At 64.3% G+C, this 23,380-nt stretch carries 20 protein-coding genes; 7 read left to right on the top strand and 13 right to left on the bottom strand.

Annotated elements, in window-relative coordinates:
- Window positions 1–3: 3 nt before the first annotated feature.
- The 5 genes from NKG95_RS24700 to NKG95_RS24720 all read right to left on the bottom strand — a co-directional run bounded on the left by NKG95_RS24700 (window position 4) and on the right by NKG95_RS24720 (window position 4,450).
- Complete coding sequence (locus NKG95_RS24700; RefSeq protein ID WP_023717960.1) at window positions 4–204, bottom strand: hypothetical protein; 201 nt, start codon at window positions 202–204, stop codon at window positions 4–6.
- On the bottom strand, window positions 201–1,151 hold the full coding sequence (locus NKG95_RS24705; protein ID WP_023717959.1) for a carbohydrate ABC transporter permease: 951 nt from the start codon (window positions 1,149–1,151) through the stop codon (window positions 201–203). The genes NKG95_RS24700 and NKG95_RS24705 overlap by 4 nt, the downstream gene beginning before the upstream one ends.
- A complete protein-coding gene (locus tag NKG95_RS24710) occupies window positions 1,148–2,095 on the bottom strand; it encodes a carbohydrate ABC transporter permease (protein ID WP_031211681.1) in 948 nt (315 codons plus the stop codon). Before NKG95_RS24710 ends, NKG95_RS24705 begins: the two co-directional genes overlap by 4 nt.
- A gap of 122 nt (window positions 2,096–2,217) precedes the next feature.
- A complete protein-coding gene (locus tag NKG95_RS24715) occupies window positions 2,218–3,549 on the bottom strand; it encodes an ABC transporter substrate-binding protein (protein ID WP_353042796.1) in 1,332 nt (443 codons plus the stop codon).
- A gap of 211 nt (window positions 3,550–3,760) precedes the next feature.
- Window positions 3,761–4,450: a PIG-L deacetylase family protein gene (locus NKG95_RS24720; protein ID WP_353042797.1), complete on the bottom strand. Its 690-nt coding sequence runs from the start codon at window positions 4,448–4,450 to the stop codon at window positions 3,761–3,763.
- A 27-nt stretch (window positions 4,451–4,477) separates the two neighbouring features.
- On the opposite strand from NKG95_RS24720, the gene NKG95_RS24725 reads away from it, so the two are divergent.
- From NKG95_RS24725 to nhaA, 5 genes are all read left to right on the top strand, one after another.
- The gene (locus NKG95_RS24725) at window positions 4,478–5,368 is read left to right on the top strand and encodes a DMT family transporter (protein ID WP_352640679.1); all 891 of its coding nucleotides are present in this window, start codon (window positions 4,478–4,480) and stop codon (window positions 5,366–5,368) included.
- 76 nt (window positions 5,369–5,444) lie between these two features.
- Window positions 5,445–8,027, top strand: coding sequence for an ATP-dependent helicase HrpB (gene hrpB / locus NKG95_RS24730; protein ID WP_353026321.1), 2,583 nt, complete (start codon window positions 5,445–5,447; stop codon window positions 8,025–8,027).
- Window positions 8,028–8,118: 91 nt separating this feature from the next.
- Entirely contained in the window at window positions 8,119–9,444 is a 1,326-nt protein-coding gene (locus NKG95_RS24735) for an ActS/PrrB/RegB family redox-sensitive histidine kinase (RefSeq protein ID WP_353026319.1), read from the top strand.
- Between the two features lie 63 nt (window positions 9,445–9,507).
- Window positions 9,508–10,071, top strand: a complete 564-nt coding sequence (locus tag NKG95_RS24740; RefSeq protein ID WP_023676342.1) for an ActR/PrrA/RegA family redox response regulator transcription factor — start codon at window positions 9,508–9,510, stop codon at window positions 10,069–10,071.
- Window positions 10,072–10,162: 91 nt separating this feature from the next.
- Window positions 10,163–11,356 (top strand): Na+/H+ antiporter NhaA, encoded by a 1,194-nt coding sequence (gene nhaA / locus NKG95_RS24745; protein ID WP_353042798.1) that lies wholly within the window; start codon window positions 10,163–10,165, stop codon window positions 11,354–11,356.
- A 19-nt stretch (window positions 11,357–11,375) separates the two neighbouring features.
- Here nhaA and NKG95_RS24750 read toward each other — a convergent pair whose 3' ends face one another.
- From NKG95_RS24750 to NKG95_RS24780, 7 genes are all read right to left on the bottom strand, one after another.
- A complete protein-coding gene (locus NKG95_RS24750) occupies window positions 11,376–12,803 on the bottom strand; it encodes a gamma-aminobutyraldehyde dehydrogenase (protein ID WP_353042799.1) in 1,428 nt (475 codons plus the stop codon).
- Window positions 12,804–12,828: 25 nt separating this feature from the next.
- Window positions 12,829–13,644, bottom strand: coding sequence for an ABC transporter permease (locus NKG95_RS24755; protein WP_023717951.1), 816 nt, complete (start codon window positions 13,642–13,644; stop codon window positions 12,829–12,831).
- On the bottom strand, window positions 13,634–14,584 hold the full coding sequence (locus tag NKG95_RS24760) for an ABC transporter permease (protein ID WP_023717950.1): 951 nt from the start codon (window positions 14,582–14,584) through the stop codon (window positions 13,634–13,636). Before NKG95_RS24760 ends, NKG95_RS24755 begins: the two co-directional genes overlap by 11 nt.
- Window positions 14,585–14,598: 14 nt before the next feature.
- On the bottom strand, window positions 14,599–15,597 hold the full coding sequence (locus NKG95_RS24765; protein WP_352495758.1) for an ABC transporter ATP-binding protein: 999 nt from the start codon (window positions 15,595–15,597) through the stop codon (window positions 14,599–14,601).
- A gap of 183 nt (window positions 15,598–15,780) precedes the next feature.
- The gene (locus NKG95_RS24770; RefSeq protein WP_023717948.1) at window positions 15,781–16,935 is read right to left on the bottom strand and encodes an ABC transporter substrate-binding protein; all 1,155 of its coding nucleotides are present in this window, start codon (window positions 16,933–16,935) and stop codon (window positions 15,781–15,783) included.
- Window positions 16,936–17,133: 198 nt separating this feature from the next.
- Window positions 17,134–18,060, bottom strand: a complete 927-nt coding sequence (locus tag NKG95_RS24775) for a LysR family transcriptional regulator (protein ID WP_023717947.1) — start codon at window positions 18,058–18,060, stop codon at window positions 17,134–17,136.
- A 66-nt stretch (window positions 18,061–18,126) separates the two neighbouring features.
- On the bottom strand, window positions 18,127–18,903 hold the full coding sequence (locus tag NKG95_RS24780) for a DeoR/GlpR family DNA-binding transcription regulator (RefSeq protein ID WP_352548939.1): 777 nt from the start codon (window positions 18,901–18,903) through the stop codon (window positions 18,127–18,129).
- A gap of 435 nt (window positions 18,904–19,338) precedes the next feature.
- Here NKG95_RS24780 and NKG95_RS24785 point away from each other — a divergent pair, with 435 nt between their 5' ends.
- Both NKG95_RS24785 and NKG95_RS24790 read left to right on the top strand, forming a co-directional pair.
- Window positions 19,339–20,223: a phosphotransferase family protein gene (locus NKG95_RS24785; RefSeq protein WP_023717944.1), complete on the top strand. Its 885-nt coding sequence runs from the start codon at window positions 19,339–19,341 to the stop codon at window positions 20,221–20,223.
- Window positions 20,220–22,673 carry a GcvT family protein gene (locus NKG95_RS24790; protein ID WP_353042800.1) on the top strand — a complete coding sequence of 818 codons (2,454 nt, stop codon included), beginning with the start codon at window positions 20,220–20,222 and terminating at the stop codon, window positions 22,671–22,673. The genes NKG95_RS24785 and NKG95_RS24790 overlap by 4 nt, the downstream gene beginning before the upstream one ends.
- Window positions 22,674–22,691: 18 nt before the next feature.
- Here the strand turns inward: NKG95_RS24790 and NKG95_RS24795 are convergent, their stop codons facing one another.
- Window positions 22,692–23,324: a class I SAM-dependent DNA methyltransferase gene (locus NKG95_RS24795; protein ID WP_353042801.1), complete on the bottom strand. Its 633-nt coding sequence runs from the start codon at window positions 23,322–23,324 to the stop codon at window positions 22,692–22,694.
- Window positions 23,325–23,380 lie beyond the last annotated feature (56 nt).

Here is a 23,380-nt window from a genome sequence, read left to right on the forward strand (position 1 = left end):
CGTCTACTCCGGAAATTTCGAGACGATGATGAACATCGCCGTGCCGGCAAGCATGGTGATGAAGGAATAGGTGTAGAGCGCCAGTGCGAAGGGCTGGAACAGCATCAGGAAGCCGATGGCGATGATCGCGGTGGCGACGTTTTCCATCAGCCCGCGCCTGGCCCAAACGGGCCAGCGCGATTTGCGTTTTGCGGTCAGGTTCATTTGCGCACCGCGCCAAAGGTGATGCCGCGCAGCAATTGCTTGCGAAGCAGGATAGTGAAGACCAGGATCGGCACCAGGAAGATCGTTGTGCCGGCCGCGACCGCCGGCCAGTCCTGGCCGCCTTCGCCGATGATGGTCGGGATGAAGGGCGGCGCGGTCTGCGCCGTGCCCGAGGTCAGTAGCGCAGCGAAGGCATATTCGTTCCAGGCAAAGATCAGACAGAAAATGGCGGTTGCGGCAATACCGGTGGTCGCCTGCGGCAGTACCGTGCGCCAGAACGCCTGCAGCCTGGTGTAGCCGTCGATCATCGCCGCTTCTTCATATTCGCGCGGGATCTCGTCGATGAAGCCTTTCAGCAGCCACACTGCCAACGACACGTTAACCGCCGTATAGAGCAGGATCATGCCGAGAGCCGTGTCCGACAGGCCAAGCTCGCGATACATCAGGTAGATTGGGATGGCGACAGCGATCGGCGGCATCATCCGCGTCGACAGGATGAAGAACAAAAGGTCGTCGGCGAGCGGCACCTTGAAGCGCGAAAAACCGTAGGCCGACAGCGTGCCGAGGAACACTGCGCAAAAGGTTGAGCCGAAGGCGATGATCAGCGAATTGACGAAGCGCGGCATGAAGTTCGAGGGGCCGGCGATCACCATGTTGCGCTTGCGCACCGTCTCGTCGCAAAGGCCCGTCGCCGGCCCCAGCGAGTTGATGTATTCCGGCGTCTGCCTTGTCCGCGTCGTGAACAGGTTGCAGTAGCCCTCAACGCTGGGCTGGAACAGGATCTTCGGCGGATAGGCGATCGAATCCGGCGGCGTCTTGAAGCTGGTGGCGAAGATCCACAGCAGCGGCACGATCGAGATCAACGCGTAGGCGACGATGATTGTGCCGGCGACGCGCTTCGACGTGGCCGAGGGTGCGACGACCGAATGGGCTGACGTCAGGCTCATCTCTGCTTCACCTTGTTGAGCGCCTTGACGTAGATGTTCGCCAGGCCGAACACCGCGACGAACAGGATGATGGCGAAGGCCGAGGAATAGCCTGTCCGCCAGCTTTCGAAGGCCTGCCGCTTCAGCGTGATCGAGGCCACTTCGGTGGTCGATCCCGGCCCGCCGCCGGTGAGCAAATTGACCATGTCGAACATCTTGAAGTTCTCGATTCCGCGAAACAGCACCGCCAGCATGATGAAGGGCAGCGCCATCGGCAGCGTGATCGACCAGAACTGCCGCCAGTTGGAGGCGCGGTCGACCTCGGCCGCTTCGTAGATGTATTCGGGGATCGAGCGCAGGCCGGCGAGGCAGATCAGCATCACGTAGGGAGTCCACATCCAGGTATCGACGATGATGATCGACCATGGCGCCAGCGAGACGTTGGACAGCATGCTGATTTCGGTTGCCGGAATGCCGGTGACGAACGAAACGGCGTAGGCGAACAGCCCGATCTGTGGCTCGTAGAGGAAGCGCCAGAAATTACCGACCACCGCCGGCGACAGCATCATCGGCACCAGGATGATGGTCGTCCAGAAGGCGTGGCCACGAAACTTACGGTCGATCAGCCAGGCCAGCGTAAAGCCGATCAGCGTCTGCAGCAGGATGGTCCAGAACACGAAATGCGCCGTCGTCTGCATGGCGATCCAGATGTCCTGGTCAGCGAGGATGCGCTTGTAGTTGGCCAGCCCAAGGTTCTTCACCACCTCGTTGGGGCGATTGGCGCGAAAGTTGGTGAAGGACAGATAGATCGCCCAGAACAGCGGGAAGATATTGATGGCGAGAAGCAACAGGATCGTCGGCGAGATGAACAGCCAGGCGAGGCCCTTGTCGCTGATGCCCCGGACCTTGCGGGCCAACGGCTCAGGCGTAGCCCGGGCAACGCTGTCCGCCGTCCGATTGAGCATGGTCAGTCCTGCTTCGGTCACTTGGATCGTCTCGACAGTGGAATTTATCTGAACTGTGTCCCGTGCCAAGGGCGGCACGGGACAGTTCGGTCATGGGCTCGGGAGGAGCCGGTTACATCCGGTTACATCTTGCCATCGTCCTGGAAGACCTCGGTCCAGTCCTTGACGAGGCCGTCGAGCGCGTCCTTGGCCGAGCCTTGCCCGGCAACGACATAGTCGTGGAAGCGCTTCTGCGATGCCTGCAGCAGCGGTGCATAGCTCGGCTCGGCCCAGAAGTCCTTCACGATGGCCATCGAGTCGAGGAAGGTCTGCGCATAGGGTTGGCTGGCCGGGAACCCTGGGTCCTTGACGACCGCGTTGAGGCAGGAATAGCCGCCGAGCGACCACCATTTGGACTGCACGTCCTTGTTGGCGAACCATTTGATGTATTTGAGTGCGGCTTCCTGCTTGTCGGAATAAGAGACCACCGAGATGCCCTGGCCGCCGAGCTGGGCGAACTGGTCGCCGTCGGGACCTTTGGGATTGACGAAATAGCCGATCTTGTCGCCGCCGACATTTTCGTCCTTCTGCAGGCCTGGCCAGGTGAAGGCGAAGTTCATGTGCATCGCCACCTGGCCGGATTTGAAGGCGTCGACGCCTTCGCCCATGTAGCTGTTCGAGGCGCCGGGAGGTGTGCAGCAATCATAGAGCGCCTTGTAGAACTCCAAGCCCTTCACCGATTTATCGGAGTTGACGAAGCCTTCCATTTCGTAGGGCTTTTTCGGGTTTTCGTACTGGAAGCCGAAGCTGTAGAGTACGTCCATGGCACCCATGGTGATGCCTTCCGAGCCGCGCTCGGTGTAGATCGACGCGCCATAGACGGTCTTGCCGTCGATCTCGCGCTTCTGGAAGAATTCGGCGACCTGCTTCAGCTGGTCGAAAGTCGTCGGCGGGCCAAGATCCCAGCCGTACTTTTCCTTGAATTCCTTCTGCAGCTCCGGCTTGGAGAACCAGTCCTTGCGGTAAGTCCAGCCGACGACGTCGCCCATAGCCGGCAGCGCCCAGTAATTCGGCGAGTTCTTCGGCCATTCCGAGTAGCCGACGACGGTCGCCGGCACAAAATCGTCCATGCTGATCTTCTCCTTGTCGAAGAAGTCGTTCAGCTTGACGTAGTGGCCGTTCTCGGCGGCACCGCCGATCCACTGGCTGTCGCCGATGATCAGGTCGCATAGCTTGCCGTGCGAATTCAGTTCGTTGAGAAAGCGGTCGGCATAATTGGTCCACGGCACGAATTCGAATTTCATGCCGATGCCGGTTTCCTTGGTGAAGTCCTTGGACAATTCCACAAGCGCGTTGGCCGGGTCCCAGGCTGCCCAGCAAAGCGTCAGATCTTCTGCCTGCGCGACGTTCGAAACGGCTGTCGACGCGAGGAGTGTCGATGCCAGTCCCAACGCCAGTTTCAAGGTCGATTTCATGCCTTCCTCCCATTTGCGAAACGCGTCCGGATGACGGTTTCAAGAGCCCGCTGAACCCCTCCTCCGGGGCCTAAACACAACGGCGCGGCAATGCGTCGGATGTTTAGTAATTTGTTTAGTGATGCAATTTTTACTAAACAAGGCAAGCGAATTCGTTGCTGCACCGCAGCATGTCGAATCGGGGAGCAATGTGGGAGTTGCGGCGGCCTGCCTATGTCACCGTCTTGTTGCTGATCGTCACCGGACGGATCGCTGGGGGCGGCGGCAGCAGGGCGCGGATGTCGGCAAAGGGGAAGACCGGCTCGAAGCGAAAAGCCTCGGCGAACGCTCCGGCTGTGCCGTTGCATTGGCCGGCGCGAAAGGCGTTCTGCGTGCGCGCCGCGTCGACGAAGCGCTCGGGATCCTGCGACTGATGCGCCCGGATCGCCTCCGCCTTGAGATCGAAATGCCTGGAGGCATCGACGTAGTGCGTCGGCGAAAACCCGGTGCCGCCGAGCGTGTCGGCATGCAGTACCGGCACCGAGAATGACGCGGCGATGCGCACGCCGTCCGACAGCGCGCGGTGGTCGCCATGATAGTCGTTCGGCGCATGGGTAATCGCCAGATCCGGCCCAATCTCGCCGATCAGTGCTTTCAGCGCCCCGATCAGGGCGGCGTCCGCCACCAGCGCGCCATCGGGAAAGTCGAGGAAGCGCGGCATCACGCCAAGCAGACCGGCCGCCGCCGTCGCCTCTTTGCGGCGCGTGCGGCCAAGCGCGGCCGGATCGCCATAGCCGCCCCTGGCGCCATCCGTGGCTATGGCAAAAAAGAGTTCTGCGCCTTGCGCGGCATAGGCGGCCATCGTACCGAACATGAAGATCTCGATGTCGTCCGGATGCGCGCCAAGCGCCAGTATCTTCACTCTCATCTCTCCCGGAACTGGAAAAACGTGCCCAACGGAATTCTGCTCGCTCTCATCGCCTATGCAAGCTATTCGTGCAGCGACGCGGTTGTCAAAAGCCTCGGCGGGCAGTTCAACGTCTTCGAGATCGGCTTCTTCTCGACATTGTTTGCCGGCTGCTTTCTGCTCTTTGCCAGGCCGCCAGGCGAGCGCTGGCGCGATTTCTGGCGCACGACCCGGCCCTGGGCGGTGCAGGCCCGCGCCTGGGCCGGCATCGCCTCCGGCGTGCTCAGCGTCTACGCCTTCACCACCATACCGCTGGCAGAAGTTTATGCGCTGATCTTCCTGGCGCCGCTGTTCGTCACCATCCTGGCCACGCTGGTCCTCAAGGAGAAGGTCGGCCCGTGGCGGTGGCTGGCGGTGGTCGCGGGCTTTGCCGGGGTCATGCTGGTCGTCAGGCCGGGATTTCGCGAGTTGCATCTTGGTCATCTGGCGGCGTTCATCATCGCCTTCCTGGCCGCTACCAATGTCATCCTGATGCGTTCGCTCGCCGCGCAGGAAAAGCGCACGACGATGCTCGGCGTGCTGATCGGCTACGGCCTGCTCTTCAACGGCGTCGGTGCGGCGGCTACCTCGTTCTCGCTGCCGGATGGCAGGCAATGGGCGTGGCTGGTGCTGGCCGGCGCCTTTACCGCCGGCGGTCAGTTGCTGCATCTGCTGGCGGTCAAATACGCGCCGGCCAACCGCATCGCGCCAACGCATTATTCGCAAATCGTCTGGGCGGTGGTTCTAGGTGCGCTGTTCTTCAGGGAATATCCGGATTTTCTGTCGCTGGTCGGCTTGGCCGTGGTCGGCGGTTCCGGTCTGCTGACGATGGTGCGCGAGGAGGTGCGGCTCGGCACCGTGCGCTGGAACCCGTTTTCGCGGACCAGGCTTTGAGTCGGCGCCGAGGTTGCGCCGCGACCGCCACCGCTGATATGCGGTCGCTGCCAACTGGCTGCACATCCTTGGGACAATGACCACAAAACCTTTGCCGGACCTGCCGGTCTCCGCTGCCTTGCCGGCGCTCAATGAAGCGCTCGGCCATGGCAATAGCGCCGTGCTGGTGGCGCCGCCCGGTGCCGGCAAGACGACGCTGGTTCCACTGGCGCTGCTCGACGCTGAATGGCTCGGCGCCGGAAAAATCATTCTGCTCGAGCCGCGCCGCCTCGCCGCCCGCGCTGCCGCCCGCCGCATGGCCGAATTGCTCGGCCAAGAGCCCGGTGAAACCGTCGGCTATGCCATGCGCATGGAAAACCGCACTTCCGCAAAGACCAGGATTCTCGTCGTCACCGAAGGCGTGCTGTCCCGCATGATCCTCGACGATCCCGAGCTGCCCGGTGTCGCGGCGGTGTTGTTCGACGAGTTCCACGAACGCTCGCTCGACGGCGATTTCGGGCTGGCGCTGGCGCTCGACGTGCAAAGTGCGCTGAGGCCCGACCTCAGATTGCTGGTGATGTCGGCGACGCTCGACGGTGCGCGTGTCGCAAAATTGCTGTCCGGCGCGCCGGTGATCGAGAGCGCAGGCCGCGCCTTTCCGGTCGACATCCGCTATGACGAGCGGCCGGCCGGCGTCACCATCGAGGATGCCATGGCAAGGGCGATCCGCTCGGCGCTTGCCGGGGAGGAGGGCAGCGTGCTTGCCTTCCTGCCTGGCCAGCGCGAGATCGAGCGCACCGCCGAGCGGCTGGCGGGCAAGGTCGGCGCCGACACCGACATCGTGCCGCTCTATGGCATGCTCGACAACAAGGCGCAGGACGCGGCGATCAAGCCGGCGCCGCCCGGCCGCCGCAAGGTGGTGCTGGCGACGTCGATCGCCGAAACCTCGATCACTATCGACGGCGTGCGCGTCGTCATCGATTCCGGCCTGTCGCGGCTGCCGCGCTATGAGCCGGCCAGCGGCCTGACGCGACTGGAGACGGTGCGTGCTTCCCGCGCTTCCGCCGACCAGCGCGCCGGCCGTGCCGGGCGCACACAGCCGGGCGTCGCCATCCGGCTGTGGCGGGCCGAGCAGACCGCGGCACTGCCGGCCTTCACGCCGCCGGAAATCCTCGAAGCCGATCTCTCCGGCCTGTTGCTCGATTGCGCGGCGTTCGGCGTTGCCGATCCGACGAGCCTGTCCTTCCTCGACCCCCCGCCGGCTCCGGCGCTCAACGAGGCAAGGGCGCTGCTGCGCGCGCTCGATGCCGTCGATGCGGCAGGGCGCTTGACGGAGGCCGGTGCCGCGGTGCGCAAGCTGGCTCTGCCGGTCCGGCTCGCCCACATGGTCGCCGAGGCGGCAAGGACCGGCCAGGCGCTCGAGGCGGCGATGCTGGCCATGCTGCTCACCGAGCGCGGCCTTGGCGGCGATGGTGCCGATCTCGAACGGCGGCTGATGCGCTTTCATGCCGAAAGATCGCCGCGTGCCACCGCTGCCCGGCAGCTGGCCGAGAGGTTGGCAAAGCAGGCTTCACCCTCCCCCTCGACGGGAGGGTCGGCGAGCGAGCCGAGCGCAGCGAGACGAGGGAGACGCGGCGGGGTCGCCGATGGCGTGCCCGAACCGACCCCACCCCGGTCCGCTACGCGGATCGACCCTCCCCTCAAGGGAGAGGGCAGCACCGCCGGCGCTCTCCTCATCCATGCCTGGCCGGACCGGGTCGCTAAAGCTCGCGGCGAGCGTGGCCGCTTCGTGCTTGCCAACGGCTCCGGCGCCATGCTCGACGCCTCCGACCCGCTGGCCGGCGAGACCTGGCTCGTCGTCGCCGATCTGCAGGGTAAGGCGCAGAACGCCCGCATCACCGCGGCGGCGGCGCTCGACGAGGCCGACATCCGCACCGCGCTGGCGGAAAAGATCGAGACTCGCCGCGAGGTGAGCTTCGACCGCGATAGGCGCGCGGTGCGGGTGCGCGAAACGGTTCGGCTCGGCGCCATCACGTTGTCCGAACGCATGCTGCCGGCGCCGACCGGTGCCGACGCAGACAGCGCCATTCTCGACGCCTTGCGCGAACACGGCCTGTCGCTGCTGCCGTGGAGCAGGGAAGCGGAGACGTTGCGGCAGCGGCTCGGCTGGCTGCATCGCGGCCTCGGTGCGCCATGGCCCGATGTCTCCGATGCGGCGCTCGTCGAGCGCCTCGACGACTGGCTGCTGCCGTTCCTTTCCGGTGCCGCATCCTTTGCCGCGATCGATCCCAGCGTGCTTTCGCAAGGCCTGATGACGCTGGTACCGCACGAATTGCAGCGCAAGATCGACACATTGGCGCCGACCCATTTCGACGCGCCGTCGGGCAGTCGGCTGCCGATCCGCTATGAAGGCGAATGGCCGGTACTGGCAATCCGCGTGCAGGAGCTGTTCGGCCTCGACCGGCATCCCGCGATCGCCAACGGCACTGTGCCGCTGACGCTCGAATTGCTGTCACCGGCGCACCGGCCGATCCAGACGACGCGCGACCTGCCCGGGTTCTGGCGCGGCTCCTGGGCCGATGTGCGGACAGACATGCGCGGCCGCTATCCCAGGCATGTCTGGCCGGAGAACCCGCTTCTCGCCGCCGCCACGAGCCGCGCCAAACCGCGCGGTACCTAATGATTCCCGGACTGTTATCCCGAACGGAAGGCCAGCTTCGGCGCTTTTTCGGAAAAGACCTCCGGCTGTTTCCCCTCTATAATCATTGGCCATGATAAACATCCTGCACGCACCCGACTTCCAGCAAAGCCAGCGGCTGCGCCTCAACACGCTGATCAGGTTGCGCTGGCTTGCCATCGTCGGCCAGAGCCTGACCGTGCTTGTCGTCGCTTACGGGCTGAAATTTCCGCTGCCGGTCAGCATGTGTTTTGCGCTGATCGCTTGTTCGGCCTGGATGAACCTTTTGCTGACCTTCCGCTATCCGGCGGCGCATCGGCTTACCCCGCTCTCGGCCTTTGCCATCCTGACCTTCGACAGCCTGCAGCTTGCCGGCCTGCTCTACATGACCGGCGGTCTCACCAATCCGTTTTCGCTGCTGATGACCGTGCCCGTCGTCGTCTCGGCGACGTCGCTGCCGCTGCGGCTGACCGCCATGCTCGGCGCGCTGGTGATCGTGGCGGCGACGCTGCTGGTCTTTTACCACCTGCCGCTGCCCTGGCATGAGGGCGCGCCATTGGCGATGCCGTTCATCTATGTCGCCGGCATGTGGATGGCGGTGTTCTGCTCCATCGCCTTTACCGCGATCTATGCCTTCCGGGTGGCCGAGGAGGCGCGGCTGCTTGCCAACGCGCTTGCCGCCACCGAACTGGTGCTGCAGCGAGAGCAGCATCTCTCGGCCCTCGACGGCCTCGCCGCCGCCGCCGCGCACGAGCTCGGCACGCCGCTCGCCACGATCGCGCTTGTCGCCAAGGAGATGGAGAAGGCGCTTGGCCAAGATCCGAAATATGGCGAGGACGTGAAGCTGCTGCGTTCGCAGAGCGAGCGCTGCCGCGAAATCCTGAAGCGCCTGACCAGCCTTTCCTCCGAGAGCGAGGTGCACCTCTCGCGCCTGCCGCTGACCTCGCTGGTCGAAGAGGTGACGGCGCCGCACCGCGATTTCGGCATTTCGATCAAGCTTCGGCCGGGCGAGCGCATCGGCCCGGAACCGGTGGGCCGGCGCAATCCCGGCGTCATCTACGGCCTCGGCAATCTGGTCGAGAACGCCGTCGACTTCGCCCGCAAGAATGTCACCGTGCGCTGGAGCTGGACCGAGGCCGTTGTCAGCTTCACGATCATCGACGACGGGCCGGGCTTTCCGCCCGAGATCATCGACCGCATCGGCGAACCCTATATGTCAACGCGACAAGGCACCGAAGCCGGCGGCGGCCTCGGCCTCGGCCTATTCATCGCCAAGACCTTGCTCGAACGCTCCGGCGCGACGCTCGATTTCCGCAATTCGAGCGAGCCCGGCGAGGGCGCTATCGTGCAGATATCGTGGCCGCGCAGCGTCTTCCTCAATCCCGAGCAGGCTTCGGCCACCATGTTCGACACGGCCTAAATTGGACAATAGCGTTGCGAAACTATATTTGCGTAAAAATCAGGCAGCAGGATTTTCAGCACGATGAGTACTGACGAAACGATTGGCGCAATGGTCGAAGGCGAGGACACCTCGCTGCTGATCGTCGACGACGACAAGCCGTTCCTGACGCGGCTTGCCCGCGCCATGGAAACCAGGGGTTTTGTCGTCGAGACGGCAGAGAGCGTCGAGGAAGCGGTTGCCAAGGCGCGCGCCAATCCGCCGGCCTATGCGGTGGTCGACATGCGGCTGGCCGACGGCAACGGCCTCGACGTCGTCGCCGCGATCCGCGAGAAGCGCGACGATGCCCGCGCCATCATCCTCACTGGCTACGGCAACATCGCCACCGCGGTGACGGCGGTGAAGCTCGGCGCTATCGACTATCTGTCGAAGCCGGCCGACGCCGACGACATCTTTGCAGCCCTGACCCGCACGGCGGGCGAACGCGCAGCACCGCCCGAAAATCCGATGTCGGCCGACCGGGTACGCTGGGAGCACATCCAGCGCGTCTATGAAATGTGCGACCGCAACGTCTCGGAAACCGCGCGCCGGCTGAACATGCATCGCCGCACGCTGCAGCGTATCCTCGCCAAGCGCGCGCCGCGCTAAAAGGCTCTGACTGCAGGCTTGCCCGGCCAGCGCTGTTTGCGCATCATCGCTTGGCGGTGTCGGACCTTGCCGCTGATACGACGGAGGCGACATGCAGGACGAAAAGCGGCTGGTCTCCATGCTGCGCGAATTCCTCGACAGCGAGGCGGCCGGCGGCCTCATCCTGATGGCTGCGGCGGCCCTGGCCCTGATCGTCGCCAATTCGCCGCTGGGCGAGGCTTATTTCTCCGCCCTCCACGCCTATCTCGGACCGCTCAGCGTCTCGCACTGGATCAATGACGGCCTGATGGCGGTGTTCTTCCTGCTGGTCGGCCTCGAGATCAAGCGCGAGATGCTCGACGGCCAGCTCTCGACCTGGCCGCGCCGCGTGCTGCCCGGCATCGCCGCCGCCGGCGGCATGGCGGTGCCGGCACTGGTCTACGTCGCCATCAACCGCAACAATGAAGCCGCTCTGTCCGGCTGGGCGATCCCGACCGCCACCGATATCGCCTTTGCGCTCGGCGTGCTGTCGCTGCTCGGCAGCCGCGTGCCGGGCTCGCTGAAGATATTCCTCACCGCGCTCGCCATCATCGACGATCTCGGCGCCGTGCTCATCATTGCGGTGTTCTATACCAGCGGCCTGTCGCTCGCCTATCTCGGCGCCGCCTTCGCGGTCATCGCGCTGCTGGTGGTGCTCAACCGCATACGGGTGCTGACGCTGCTGCCGTACGTCTTGCTCGGCATCGTTCTGTGGGTTTTGGTGCTCAAATCGGGCGTCCATGCGACGCTTGCCGGCGTCGCGCTGGCCCTCACCATTCCATTGAAGATATCGCCGGGCAGCGGCCACGATCTCGACCATTCGCCGCTGCACCGGCTCGAACACGGCCTGCACAAAGTCGTCGCCTTTTTCGTCATCCCGATTTTCGGCTTTGCCAACGCCGGCGTCTCGCTCGGCGGTCTCAGCGCTGCCGCCCTGGCCGAGCCGCTGACGCTCGGCGTCGCCGCCGGCCTCGTCGCCGGCAAGCTGGTCGGCGTGTTCGGGTCTTCTGCGCTTGCCATCCGGCTCGGCTTCGCCGATCTGCCGGTCAATGCCGGCTGGCTGCACATGATCGGCATTTCGCTGCTCTGCGGCATCGGCTTCACCATGAGCCTGTTCATCGGCCTGCTCGCCTTCGCCAGCGACGTCGCTCTGCAGGACGCGGTCAAGGTCGGCATCCTCGCCGGCTCCTTCATCGCCGCGCTCCTCGGCGCCACCGTGCTGCTGGTGGCGCCGGCGGCGGACGGGACGGACGAGGCGGAAGAATAGGCCCGTCTCCCCGAGGGCGCTATCCGTGCGCAATCATGACGTGGCGGACGGCTGTGTAATCCTCCAGCGCATAGAGCGACATGTCCTTGCCGTAGCCGGATTGTTTCAGTCCGCCATGCGGCATCTCGTTGGTCAGCATGAAATGGGTGTTGATCCAGGTGCAGCCATATTGCAACCGGGCCGCCGTCGCCATGGCCCGCGAAACGTCCTTGGTCCACACCGACGACGCCAGGCCGTAGTCAGAGTCATTGGCCCAGTTCACCGCTTCGTCGACTTCGGAAAAGCGGGTGACCGAGACCACCGGGCCGAACACTTCGCGGCGCACGATCTCGTCCTCCTGCAGCGCGCCGGCGACGACGGTCGGCTGATAGAAAAAGCCGGAGCCTTCGCCCGGCTTGCCGCCAGTGGTGATCTCGATGTGCTTGAGCTCCGAGGCGCGCTCGACGAAGCTCGAGACGCGATCACGCTGGCGGCGCGAGATCAGCGGGCCGATTTCGTTCTCGGTGTCGTCGGGGCGATCATACTTGATGGTCGAGACCGCAGCGGAGAGGTCGGCGACGAGCTTGTCGTAGATCTTCCTGCCGGCATAGATGCGGCAGGCGGCGGTGCAGTCCTGGCCGGCATTGTAATAGCCAAAGGCGCGCAGACCGTTGACCACCGCACCGAGATCGGCGTCGTCGAAGACGATGACGGGCGCCTTGCCACCGAGCTCGAGATGTGTGCGCTTGACCGATTTGGCTGCGGCCTGCAGCACCTTCTTGCCAGTGGCGACGTCGCCGGTGATCGAGATCATGTTGACCTTCGGGTGGTTGATCAGCGTGTTGCCGACACTGTCGCCGCGGCCGAGCACGACGTTGACGACGCCTTCCGGCAGGATCTCGGCAAGGATTTTCGCAAGCTTCAGCGCGGTCAGCGGCGTCTGTTCCGACGGCTTGAAGACGACGGTGTTGCCGCCGCCAATCGCCGGCGCCAGCTTCCAGGCCATCATCATCAGCGGATAGTTCCACGGCGCAATCGACGCGACAACGCCGATGGCGTCGCGGCGGACCATCGAGGTGTGGCCGGGAATGTATTCGCCGGCGACCTGGCCGGGCATCGAGCGGACCGCACCGGCAAAGAAGCGGTAGCAGTCGACGATCGCCGGGATCTCGTCATTGAGCACGGCATTGATCGGCTTGCCGCAGTTCAGCGCCTCGAGCGTCGCGAAATCCTTTGCCGCGGCCTCGATGCGATCGGCGATCTTCAGGAGATAGCCGGCGCGCTGCGCCGGTGTTGTGCGGGACCAGGTGACGAACGCTTTTTCCGCGGCAAGCACTGCTGCCTCGATCTGCGCCGGGCTGGCCTCGGGCAGGTTGACGATGGTCGCCCCGGTCTTCGGGTTGAGGATCGGTTCCTCGGTCTCGGTGCCTTTTTCGAATTTCGAGCCGATCAGCATCTGCGTGTCCATGGAAGTCTCTCCCTTATGAACGAGATCATTTGCCCGAACCGGCGATCTGGTCGCCGTCGCGGGTCAGGTAATAGGCAGCGAGGATGGGAAGCAGCGTCACCAGCACCACGACCATCGCCACGACATTGGTGACCGGACGCTGGCGCGGACGGATCAACTCTTCGAGCATCCAGATCGGCACCGTTTGCTGCTGGCCGGCGGTGAAGGTGGTGACGATGACCTCGTCGAAGGACAGCGCAAAGGCCAGCATGCCGCCGGCCAGCAGCGCGGTTGCGATGTTGGGCAGCACGACATGCCGAAAGGTCTGGAAACCGTCGGCGCCGAGGTCCATCGACGCCTCGATCATCGAGCCGGACGTGCGGCGGAAACGGGCGACCGCATTGTTGTAGACGACGACCACGCAGAAGGTGGCGTGGCCGAGCACGATCGTCCAGAACGAGAACGGGATTTCGGCCAGCGCGAACGCCGAGCGCAGCGCGATGCCGGTGATGATGCCGGGCAGCGCGATCGGCAGGATCACCAGCAGCGAGATGGTTTCGCGGCCGAAGAATTTTGTGCGGGACACGGCGGCGGCGCACAGCGTGCCGAGGACCAGCGCGATGGCGGTCGAGATCGCCGCGACCCGTACAGACAGCGACAGCGCCTGCCAGACGTCGGGGCGGTTCCAGGTGATGGCGAACCATTGCGTGGTCAGGCCCGGCGGCGGCCAGACGAAGCTCTTCTCCTCGGTGGTGAAGGCATAGACGAAGATCAGCAGAATCGGCAAATGCAGGAAAAGCAGGCCCCCGGTGGCAGCGAGCTTCAGGCCGATCGGCGCGGATTGGCCGCGGTCAGAGCGCATCGAAGGCCCCCATGCGCTTGGCGCCCCAGAGATAGAAGCCCATGATGACGATCGGCACCACAGTGAAGGCGGCGGCGAGCGGGATGTTGCCGGCGGTGCCCTGCTGCGAATAGACGGCCTGGCCGATGAACAGCCGCGAGGTGCCGATGATCTGCGGAATGATGTAGTCGCCGAGCGTCAGCGAGAAGGTGAAGATCGAACCGGCGACGATACCCGGCAATGCCAGCGGGAACAGCACGTTGCGGAAGGTCTGGCCGGGTGACGCGCCGAGATCGGAAGAAGCCTCGACCAGATTGCCCGGCACGCGCTCGAGGGCCGCCTGCACCGGCAGGATCATGAACGGCAGCCAGACATAGACAAAGACGATGAAGGTGCCGGTGGACGATACCGACAGCGAGTTGCCGCCGACGATCGGCAGCGACAGCCAGGCATCAAGCAGCCACAGAAGATGCAATTTGGCCAGCAGCCACGTCAGGATGCCTTCCTTGGCGAGGATCAGCTTCCAGGCATAGATCTTGACCAGGTAGCTCGACCACAGCGGCAGCATGACGCCGAGATAAAACAACGCCTTCCAACGGCCGCGCGCATAGCGCGCCGCGTAATAGGCGATGGGAAAGGCAATGACCGCCGACGCAAACGTCACCAGCGCCGCCATCGTCACCGTGCGCAGGATGATGTCGAGATTGGCGGCCTGCAGCAGGTCGCCATAAGTCTTCAGCGTGAACTCGCGGTTGATGAGGCCGGAGAACTCGTCGATCGAGAAGAAGCTCTGCAAAAGCAGCGCGAACAGCGAGCCGATATAGACGATGCCGAGCCAAAGAACCGGCGGCAGCAGCATGAGCAGAAGCAGGAGTTGGGGCCGGCGCCAGAAGAGGTCGGAGAGCGCGCCGCGCAGGCCGCCGCTTCCCGGCAGGATGGCGGGGGTCGTGGCCCGCGGCATGGCGGCGTCCAGGCTCATCCCAGCTCGTCCATCAGATGCAAATGCTCGCGGTTGAAGGTGAGCACCACCGCCTCGCCTTCCCGGGGCAAGGCAGCACCCGCCGGCACGATGGCATGCAGCCGCAAGCCTTCGGCATCGAGCGCCAGTCTTATCGTCGCGCCGAGATAGTTGGTCGACACCAGGCGAGCCGCAACGCCGTCGCCCTTGGCCGCCCGGCCGATGCGAATGGATTCAGGGCGCAGGCTGCCCCAGCGATGCTGGCCGGCATAGCGCTGGACGAAATCCGGCGGCAGTACGTTGGACGAGCCGACGAAATCGGCGACGAAGCGGGTCTTGGGGCGCTGGTAGATGTCTTCCGGCGTGCCGATCTGCATGATCTTGCCGTCGTTGAAGACGGCGACGCGATCGGCCATCGACAGCGCCTCGCCCTGGTCATGGGTGACGAACACGAAGGTGATGCCGAGCGCCTTCTGCAGCGATTTCAACTCCTCCTGCATGTTCTCGCGAAGCTTGAGGTCGAGCGCGCCGAGCGGCTCGTCGAGCAACAGCACCTTGGGCTGGTTGACCAGCGCACGGGCGAGCGCGACGCGCTGGCGCTGGCCGCCGGAAAGCTGGCCAGGGCGACGCGCGCCGTAGCCGGGAAGCCGCACCAGCGCCAGCGCCTCTTCCGCCGCCTTTTGCCGCTCCGGTCTGCCGACGCCCTTGACCATCAGCCCATAGGCGACGTTGTCGAGCACGTTGAGATGCGGGAACAGCGCATAATCCTGGAACACGGTGTTGACGTTGCGGCGATAGGGCGGCACGCCCTCGGCGCGTTCGCCGAAGATCGAGATCGAGCCCGCCGTCGGCTGCTCGAACCCGGCGATGAGGCGCAGGCACGTCGTCTTGCCCGAGCCGGAAGGCCCGAGCATGGCGAAGAACTCGCCCGGCACGATGTCGAGATCGACCGCGTCGACGGCACGCACGCTGCCGAAATGGCGGGAGACTTTTTGGAAAGAGACGGCGGAAGTCATGGGTTGTCCTGATCTGTCAGGCTCATCAAATTCAGGGTAGCGCTGCCCCTCATCCGCCTGCCGGCACCTTCTCCCGTAGTGGACGGGGAGAAGGGAGGCGCTCCAACGCTGGCGACCCCCCCGTTCTTCACGGGGAGAGGGTAAGGGTGAGGGGCAGCGCCGAGCTTCGTAGGTGAGACGAACTCACCGTCCGCCGATGACGCCGATATAGTCCGACACCCAGCGGTAATAGGGCACGCACTGGTCGTTCTGGGTGGCGCATTTCGAGACCGGCGTCTTCCAGAACTTGATCTTGTCGAAATTGTCGTAGCCGTTGGTCTTGCAGCCCTCTTCGCCGAGCAGTTCGTTGCCCTTGCAGGCGGCGGGCACCACCGGCAGCGAGCCGAACCAGGCGGAGACGTCGCCCTGCACTTTCGGCGACAGCGAATGCTCAATCCACATGTAGGCGCAGTTCGGGTGGGCCGCATCGGCCTCCATCATGGTGGTGTCGGCCCAGCCGGTGACGCCCTCCTCGGGAATGGTCGAGGCGACCGGCTTCTTGGCCGCGATCAGCGTGTTGACCTGATAGGGCCATGAACCGGAGGCGACGACGCCTTCGTTCTGGAAATCGTCGACCTGGATGGCAGCGTCATGCCAGTAGCGTCCGACCAGCGTACGCTGGACGCGCAGCAGGTCGAGCGCAGCCTTGTACTGGTCCTCAGTCAGTTCGTACGGATCCTTGATGCCGAGCTCCGGCTTGTGGGCCATCAGGTAGTTGGCGGCATCAGCAATGTGGATCGGCCCGTCATAGGCCTGGACGCGGCCCTTGTTCGACTTGCCGTCGGGTAGCTTCATTTCCTCGAACACGATGTTCCAGCTCTTCGGCGCCTCCTTGAACACTTCGGTGTTGTACATCAGCACATTCGGCCCCCATTGGTACGGCACGCCGTAATGGACACCGCCGACGGTGAACCAGGGCGCATCCTTCAGCCGGTCGTCGACCGTCTTCCAGCTCGGGATGAGGTCGGTGTTGATCGGCTGGACGCGCTTGCCCGCAACCAGGCGCAGCGAGGCGTCGCCCGAGGCAGTGACAAGGTCGAAACCGCCTTCGTTCATCAACGAAACCATCTCGTCGGAGGTGTTGGCGGTCTTGACGTTGACCTTGCAGCCGGTTTCCTTCTCGAACGAGGTGACCCAATCATAGCCCTTGTCGGTTTCGCCGCGCTCGATATAGCCCGGCCAGGCGACGATATTGACCTCGCCTTCACCCTTGCCCAGCTCCTTGACCTGGGCGATGGCCTGGCCGGAGAAGGTCAGCGCGACCGTCAAGGCAGTGCATGATTTCAGCAATGAATTCATCGTCGATCTCCCATTTTGCATGACCTCGAAACCGGTTTCGGTTTTCGGAAAAGGTCATGCGCCCGTTCAAACGTTGGATGCGCGGCTCTAAGGGGCCGTGCTCCTGCGGCAGCTTTGTTCCCTGGCTCAAAAGTGCTGCGAAATTTCCGGTTTCGCAAATTCATTTATCAGAAAGCCGATATCGGTTTTTCCGATACATCACCGGCCGATCTTCTCGGGCCGTTGGCGCACCATGCGCTGCGACTGGGCAAGTCCGATGAAGTCGCGCGCCGCCTGCGGCAGGCCGGAGCCGCGCCGCCAGACCATGCCGACCTGGACGACCGGCAACGATCCCGAAATATCGCGCGATTCGATGCGGTCGCCTTCCAGCGACCATGGCCGGTAGACGAGGTCCGGCAGCAGCGCCACGCCGGCGCCGGTGGCGACGAGACTGCGCACCGCTTCGACCGAGCGGGTGCGGAATGCGACGTGCGGTTTGGCGCCGATCGCCGTCAGCAGCTTTCCGGTATTCTCCTCGATCTCGTCGACGGTCAGCATGATCAGCGGTTCCGAGGCGATATCGCCGATGCCGATGATGTCGGCACCGGCCAACGGATGGCCGAGCGGCAGCCACAGCCGGTAGGCCGAGACTTCGAGGATTTCGGACTGCAGCGCGGTGCGGTCGCGCAGGTTCGAGGTGACCATGACCGCAATGTCGAGCTTGCCGCCGATCAACAGGTGCTCGAGATAGTCGCCATTGTCCTCGATCGCCGAGACCTCGACACCCGGATAGGCGCGGCGGTAGCGGGCAAGAAGATCGGACAGCACATAGCCGGCGACCAGCGAGGTGACGCCAAGTTGCAGCCGCCCGCTTGCCGCGATCTGTTCGCCGAAGAAGGCGCGGCGCGCATCGGAAACGTCGGCAAGGATCTTCCTCGCATGGCGCAGGAACTGGTGGCCCTTGTGGGTGATGTTCAGCCCGCGCGGGTGGCGCTCGAACAGCTCGACGCCGAGATCGTGCTCCAGCTCCTTGATCGCCTCGGTGACCGAGGATTGCGAGATCGACAGATTCTGGGCGGCGCCCGACACCGTGCCTTGCTCGGCGACGGCGATGAAGAACTGCAATTGGCGGATGGTGAAAGCCATGGCCGGACTAAACACGGCAGAGGCGGCGCTGGGAAGTGGGTGCTGGTGCCGTTCTCCCGATAGAGATCAGTCCTCGCTTCCGCCATCCGCAATGCTGAGCCGCGCGCCGGCCTGGGCAAGGGCGGCGGCGATGTCATGCGGCGGCGGACGGTCGGTCGCGAGTTCGGAAAAGCCGTCGAAGCCGCAGACCTGAACCAGACCCTGCCGGCCGAATTTGCTGTGGTCGGTGACGACAAGCGAACGCTGGCCGCGCGACAGCACCATGCGGGCGAACTCAGCCTCTTCGAGGTCATAGTCCATGACACCCGTGATGGCATCGACCGCGCCGGTCGAAATCACCGCGTGGCTGACGGAGAAGCGGCTGACGAATTCGATGGCTGAGACGCCGAAAGCAGCACCGGAATCGCTGCGCAGCTCGCCGCCGGCCATATAGACCTTGTTGCCGTTGACGGTGGCCAGCGTGCGGGCGATGTCGGAGGAATTGGTGACGACCGTCAGCCGCCGGTGGCCGAGCAGCTCGCGGGCCAGGAAGCTCGTGGTCGTGCCGGTGTCGAGCATGATCGACTCGCCGTCGCGGATGGTGGCAGCGACCATGCGGGCAATTGCCCGCTTGGCATCGGCGTTCTCACGCATGCGCCGCTCGAACGGCGCTTCGCCGGCAATCGACGGCAGGCCGACGGCGCCATGCATCTTGAGGATGGAACCATCGCTGGTCAGTGGCTTGACATCGCGGCGTACCGTCTCCAGCGAGACGCCCAGCCGGTCAGCCAGGCTGGCAATGGTGACGGTGCCTTCCTCCTTGAGGAGGCGCAGGATTTCGCCATGCCGCTTCGAGTGGCCCATCGGTTCCAACCGGTCGAATTGTTGCACCATTGACCGTTTCTACGGCATAAATGCCACTTACTCCAAGATATTTCGCAAAATTCGGGCAAAAAAGCAGAAAACACCACAATTTCGCGTTGACAACGTCTCCAGCCTGGCGCGACATTATCGCTGTGACAGGCTCGGAACGGAGGCCGACGGCTGAGCCGCACGAAAAATTGCTTGCCTGAACGCCTGGGAAATCCTCGGGTGCGAGGGAACCGAAAATTAGGATCCGCGGGGGCGGATGCCGGCGTCGAAGAACCCGGCACAAAGGGGCTCGTCGGTGCGGTGCGGGATACCGATCCCGAGATCTGCACCGACGAGATCTTCGCGTTGCCTCCATTCCTCCGTCCGATTGTCATCGCTGGCCAGCCATGACATGCGTGGAAAATTGACCCAATGTTGGACGAGATCGTGACTGTCGAAGACCGCATCCGCGCGCTGCCTTGCTGGACCGGCAGCATCGACATTGCGCCGCTGCCGGGCGGGTTGAGCAATGCCAATTACCTGGTCAAGGACGCGGCCGGGCGGCACGTCGTGCGCATCGGGCAGGACTATCCGTTCCACCATGTCTTTCGCGAGCGCGAGATGATGACCGCGCGGGCAGCACACGCGGCAGGCTTCGCTCCGGCCGTCCGCTACACCGGACCCGGCGTCATGGTGACGGAGTATCTCGGCGCCAAGGCCTATGTCGCGCAAGACGTGCGCGCCGATCTCGGCCGCGTCGCCGCGTTGCTGCGCGGTTTCCACCGGGAGATGCCCGGTCATGTCTCCGGCGCCGGCTTCATGTTCTGGGTATTCCACGTCATTCGCGACTATGCGCGCACGCTGGAGGAAGGCGGCAGCCGCAAGCTGGGCGAATTGCCACGCCTGCTGACGCTGGCGGACGAGCTCGAGCGCGCGCAAAAACTGCTGCCGATCGTCTTCGGCCACAACGATCTTCTGCCGGCTAACATAATCGATGACGGTCACAGGCTATGGCTCATCGATTTCGAATATGCCGGCTTCAACACCGCGATGTTCGACCTTGCCGGCGCGGCTTCCAATGCCGGCATGAGCGACGAGGAATCCTTCGCCTTCCTGACCGCCTACTTCATGAAGGAGCCGGACGAAGCGATACGGCGCTCGCACGCCGCCATGCAATGCGCGTCGCTGCTGCGCGAGGCGATGTGGGGCATGGTTTCCGAGCTCTACCTCGATGCGCCCGGCGTCGACTACGCCGCCTACGCCGACGAAAACCTGGCGCGGCTCGAAGCCGCCCTGGAAAACTACAGGACAAAATACGGGATGCGGCCATGACCTTGCCCGCCCACGCCGGCATCGTCGTCATCGGCGGTGGCATCATCGGCTGTTCGACGGCCTATCATCTGGCGCGCGACCACAAGGCCGAAATCGTGCTGCTCGAACAGGGCAAGCTGACCTCGGGCTCGACCTGGCATGCTGCCGGGCTGGTCGGCCAGCTGCGCTCGTCGGCGTCGATCACGCGGGTGCTCAAATATTCGGTCGATCTCTACAAAGGGCTGCAAGCCGAAGCCGGCCTTGCCACCGGCTGGAAGATGACCGGCTGCCTGCGGCTTGCCACCAATGCCGACCGCTGGACCGAGTATAAGCGGCTGGCAACGACGGCAAAGAGCTTCGGCATGGACATGCATCTGCTGTCGCCGACCGAGGTCAAGGAAATGTGGCCGCTGCTGGAAACCGGCGACCTCGTCGGCGCTTCTTGGCTGCCCAGCGACGGTCAGGCAAGCCCTTCCGACATCACCCAGTCGCTGGCCAAGGGCGCGCGCATGCACGGCGCAAAATTGTTCGAGGAGGTGCGGGTCACCGGCTTCGAAATGAGAGACGGCCGCATCACCGCGGTAAAGACCAGCAAGGGCGATATCGCCTGCGACAAGGTGGTGAACTGCGCCGGGCAATGGGCGCGGCAGGTGGGTGCGCTCGCCGGCATCAACGTGCCGCTGCAGCCGGTGAAGCACCAGTACATCATCACCGAGAGGATCGACGGCTTGGCGACCGATGCGCCGACGATTCGCGACCCCGATCGCCGCACCTATTTCAAGGAGGAGGTCGGCGGGCTGGTGATGGGCGGCTACGAGCCGAACCCGCAGGCCTGGACGACCGGTCTGCCGGGCGGCGATGTGCCGGACGATTGGGAGTTCCGGCTGTTCGACGATGATTACGATCATTTCGAGCAGCATATGAGCCAAGCGATCGAGCGTGTCCCGGCGCTCGCCAATGTCGGCGTCAAGCAGATGATCAACGGTCCGGAGAGCTTTACGCCGGACGGCAATTTCATCCTCGGCGTGGCGCCGGAATGCCCCAATATGTTCGTCGGCGCCGGCTTCAATGCCTTCGGCATCGCGTCCGGCGGCGGCGCAGGCTGGGTGCTGGCGCAATGGGTCGTCGATGGCGAGGCGCCGCTCGATCTGTGGGTGGTCGACATCCGCCGCTTCTCCGACCTGCACTGCGACCGGCAATGGGTCGGCGACCGCACGCTGGAAGCCTATGGCAAGCACTACACGATCGGCTTCCCGCATGAGGAATATGTCAGCGGCCGGCCGTGCATCGTCTCGCCTTTATACGAGCGGCTGCAAAAACATCGCGCCGTGTTCGGCTCGAAACTCGGCTGGGAGCGGCCGAACTGGTTCGCGCCGGAAGGCATCGAGCCGAAGGACGTCTATTCGATGGGCCGGCAGAACTGGTTTTCACCCGTCGGCGACGAGCACCGCCACGTGCGCGAAAAGATCGGCATTTTCGACCAGTCGTCTTTCGCCAAATACGAAATGACCGGCGCCGACGCGCTGAAGGCGCTGGACTGGATCTGCGCCAACGACGTTGCCAAGCCGGTCGGCCGGCTGACCTACACGCAGCTCCTCAACACGCGCGGCGGCATCGAGGCCGATTTGACCGTGGCGAGGCTCGATGAGGAGAAATTCTACATCGTCACCGGCACCGGTTTCCGCACGCATGATTTCTCCTGGATTGCCGATCATATCGGCAGCGAGTTCGACGTGACGCTGACCGACGTCACCGAGGAGTTCGGCACATTGTCGCTGATGGGGCCGCGCGCCCGCGACGTACTGTCAGCGGTGACCGATGCCGACGTCTCGAACGCCGCCTTTCCGTTCGGCCATGTTCGCGAGATCGCCATTGCCGGCCACGTCATTCGGGCACTGCGCGTCACCTATGTCGGCGAGCTCGGCTGGGAGCTGCATGCGCCGATCGCGGCGACGGGCGAGGTTTTCGACGCGCTGATGACGGCGGGCGCTGTCCACGACATTCGCCCGGTCGGCTATCGGGCGCTGGAATCGCTGCGGCTGGAAAAAGGTTACCGCGCCTGGGGCGCCGATATCACGCCCAACGACACGCCGCAGGAGGCCGGCCTCGGCTGGGCGGTGAAGCTCAGGAAGAACACCGATTTCCTCGGCCGGCGGGCGCTTGAAAAGCTCGACGGCGCGGCGCTCAGGAAACGTTTTGCCGGCTTCACAGTCGATGATCCGGATATCGTGCTGCTCGGGCGTGAGACCATCCTGCGCAATGGCGAGGCCGTCGGTTATCTCACCAGCGGCGGCTATGGCTACACCGTCGGCAAGAACATCGGCTACGGCTATGTGCGCAATGCCGATGGCGTCGGCGATGATTTCCTCACCTCCGGCGATTACGAGCTGGTGGTGGCGATGGAACGGACGCCGGCTAAGATCCACCTCGAGCCGCTTTACGATCCGGCGGGAGCAAAGGTGAAGGCGTAGAGCCTTCCGGTTTCAGCCTCAGTTCACGATGAGCACCAGCCCCCGGCTGGGCACGGTGTCGGCCTCGCCCGGCATCGAGACATAGGGCGGCGTCTCCTCGGCGCGGGTGACGGTGCTTTGCGCCTCGAGCTCGGCGATCCGCGCGGCAAAACCCGCATCCCACAGCGTGTTCTTCACCGTCAGCACGATCACCCCGCCCGGCCGGCAGATGCGGATCAGCTCGTCCAGACCCTCGGCCCCGACATGGCCGGACGTGAAGACGCCGGCTGAGATGATCCCGGCATAGGCATCGTCCACGAAAGGCAGCGGCGCGCCAAGCGCCAGGCAATGAAGGGCCGAATAGACGCCTTTGCGCGCGGCTTGCGCCAGCATGCCTTCCGAAATGTCGAGCGCCTCGACCTGCGGATAACCGGTGATGGCAAGCCATTCGCCGATGAGCCCGGTGCCTGCGCCAGCATCGAGGAGAGGAGCGGCGCCGCGCGGCAGATGGCGGGCCAGCAAGGCAAGGCAGATGGTCGGATGGCGATAGCCGGCCGCCGACATGTCGGCGTCATAGGTGCCGGCCCAGCTGTCGTAGAGCGCCGCGACGTCTTCCGGTCGCTTCGCCGCATAGGCTGCGGCGAGCGCGCTCTGCTGTTTGCTGTCCGTCATCGCTTTCCGTCGCCTGGTATCGATCTGCGACCCGATCATAGCCAAACGGCGAAAAC

This window comes from Mesorhizobium sp. M1423 (genome assembly GCF_040317575.1).
Taxonomy (GTDB): Bacteria; Pseudomonadota; Alphaproteobacteria; order Rhizobiales; family Rhizobiaceae; genus Mesorhizobium.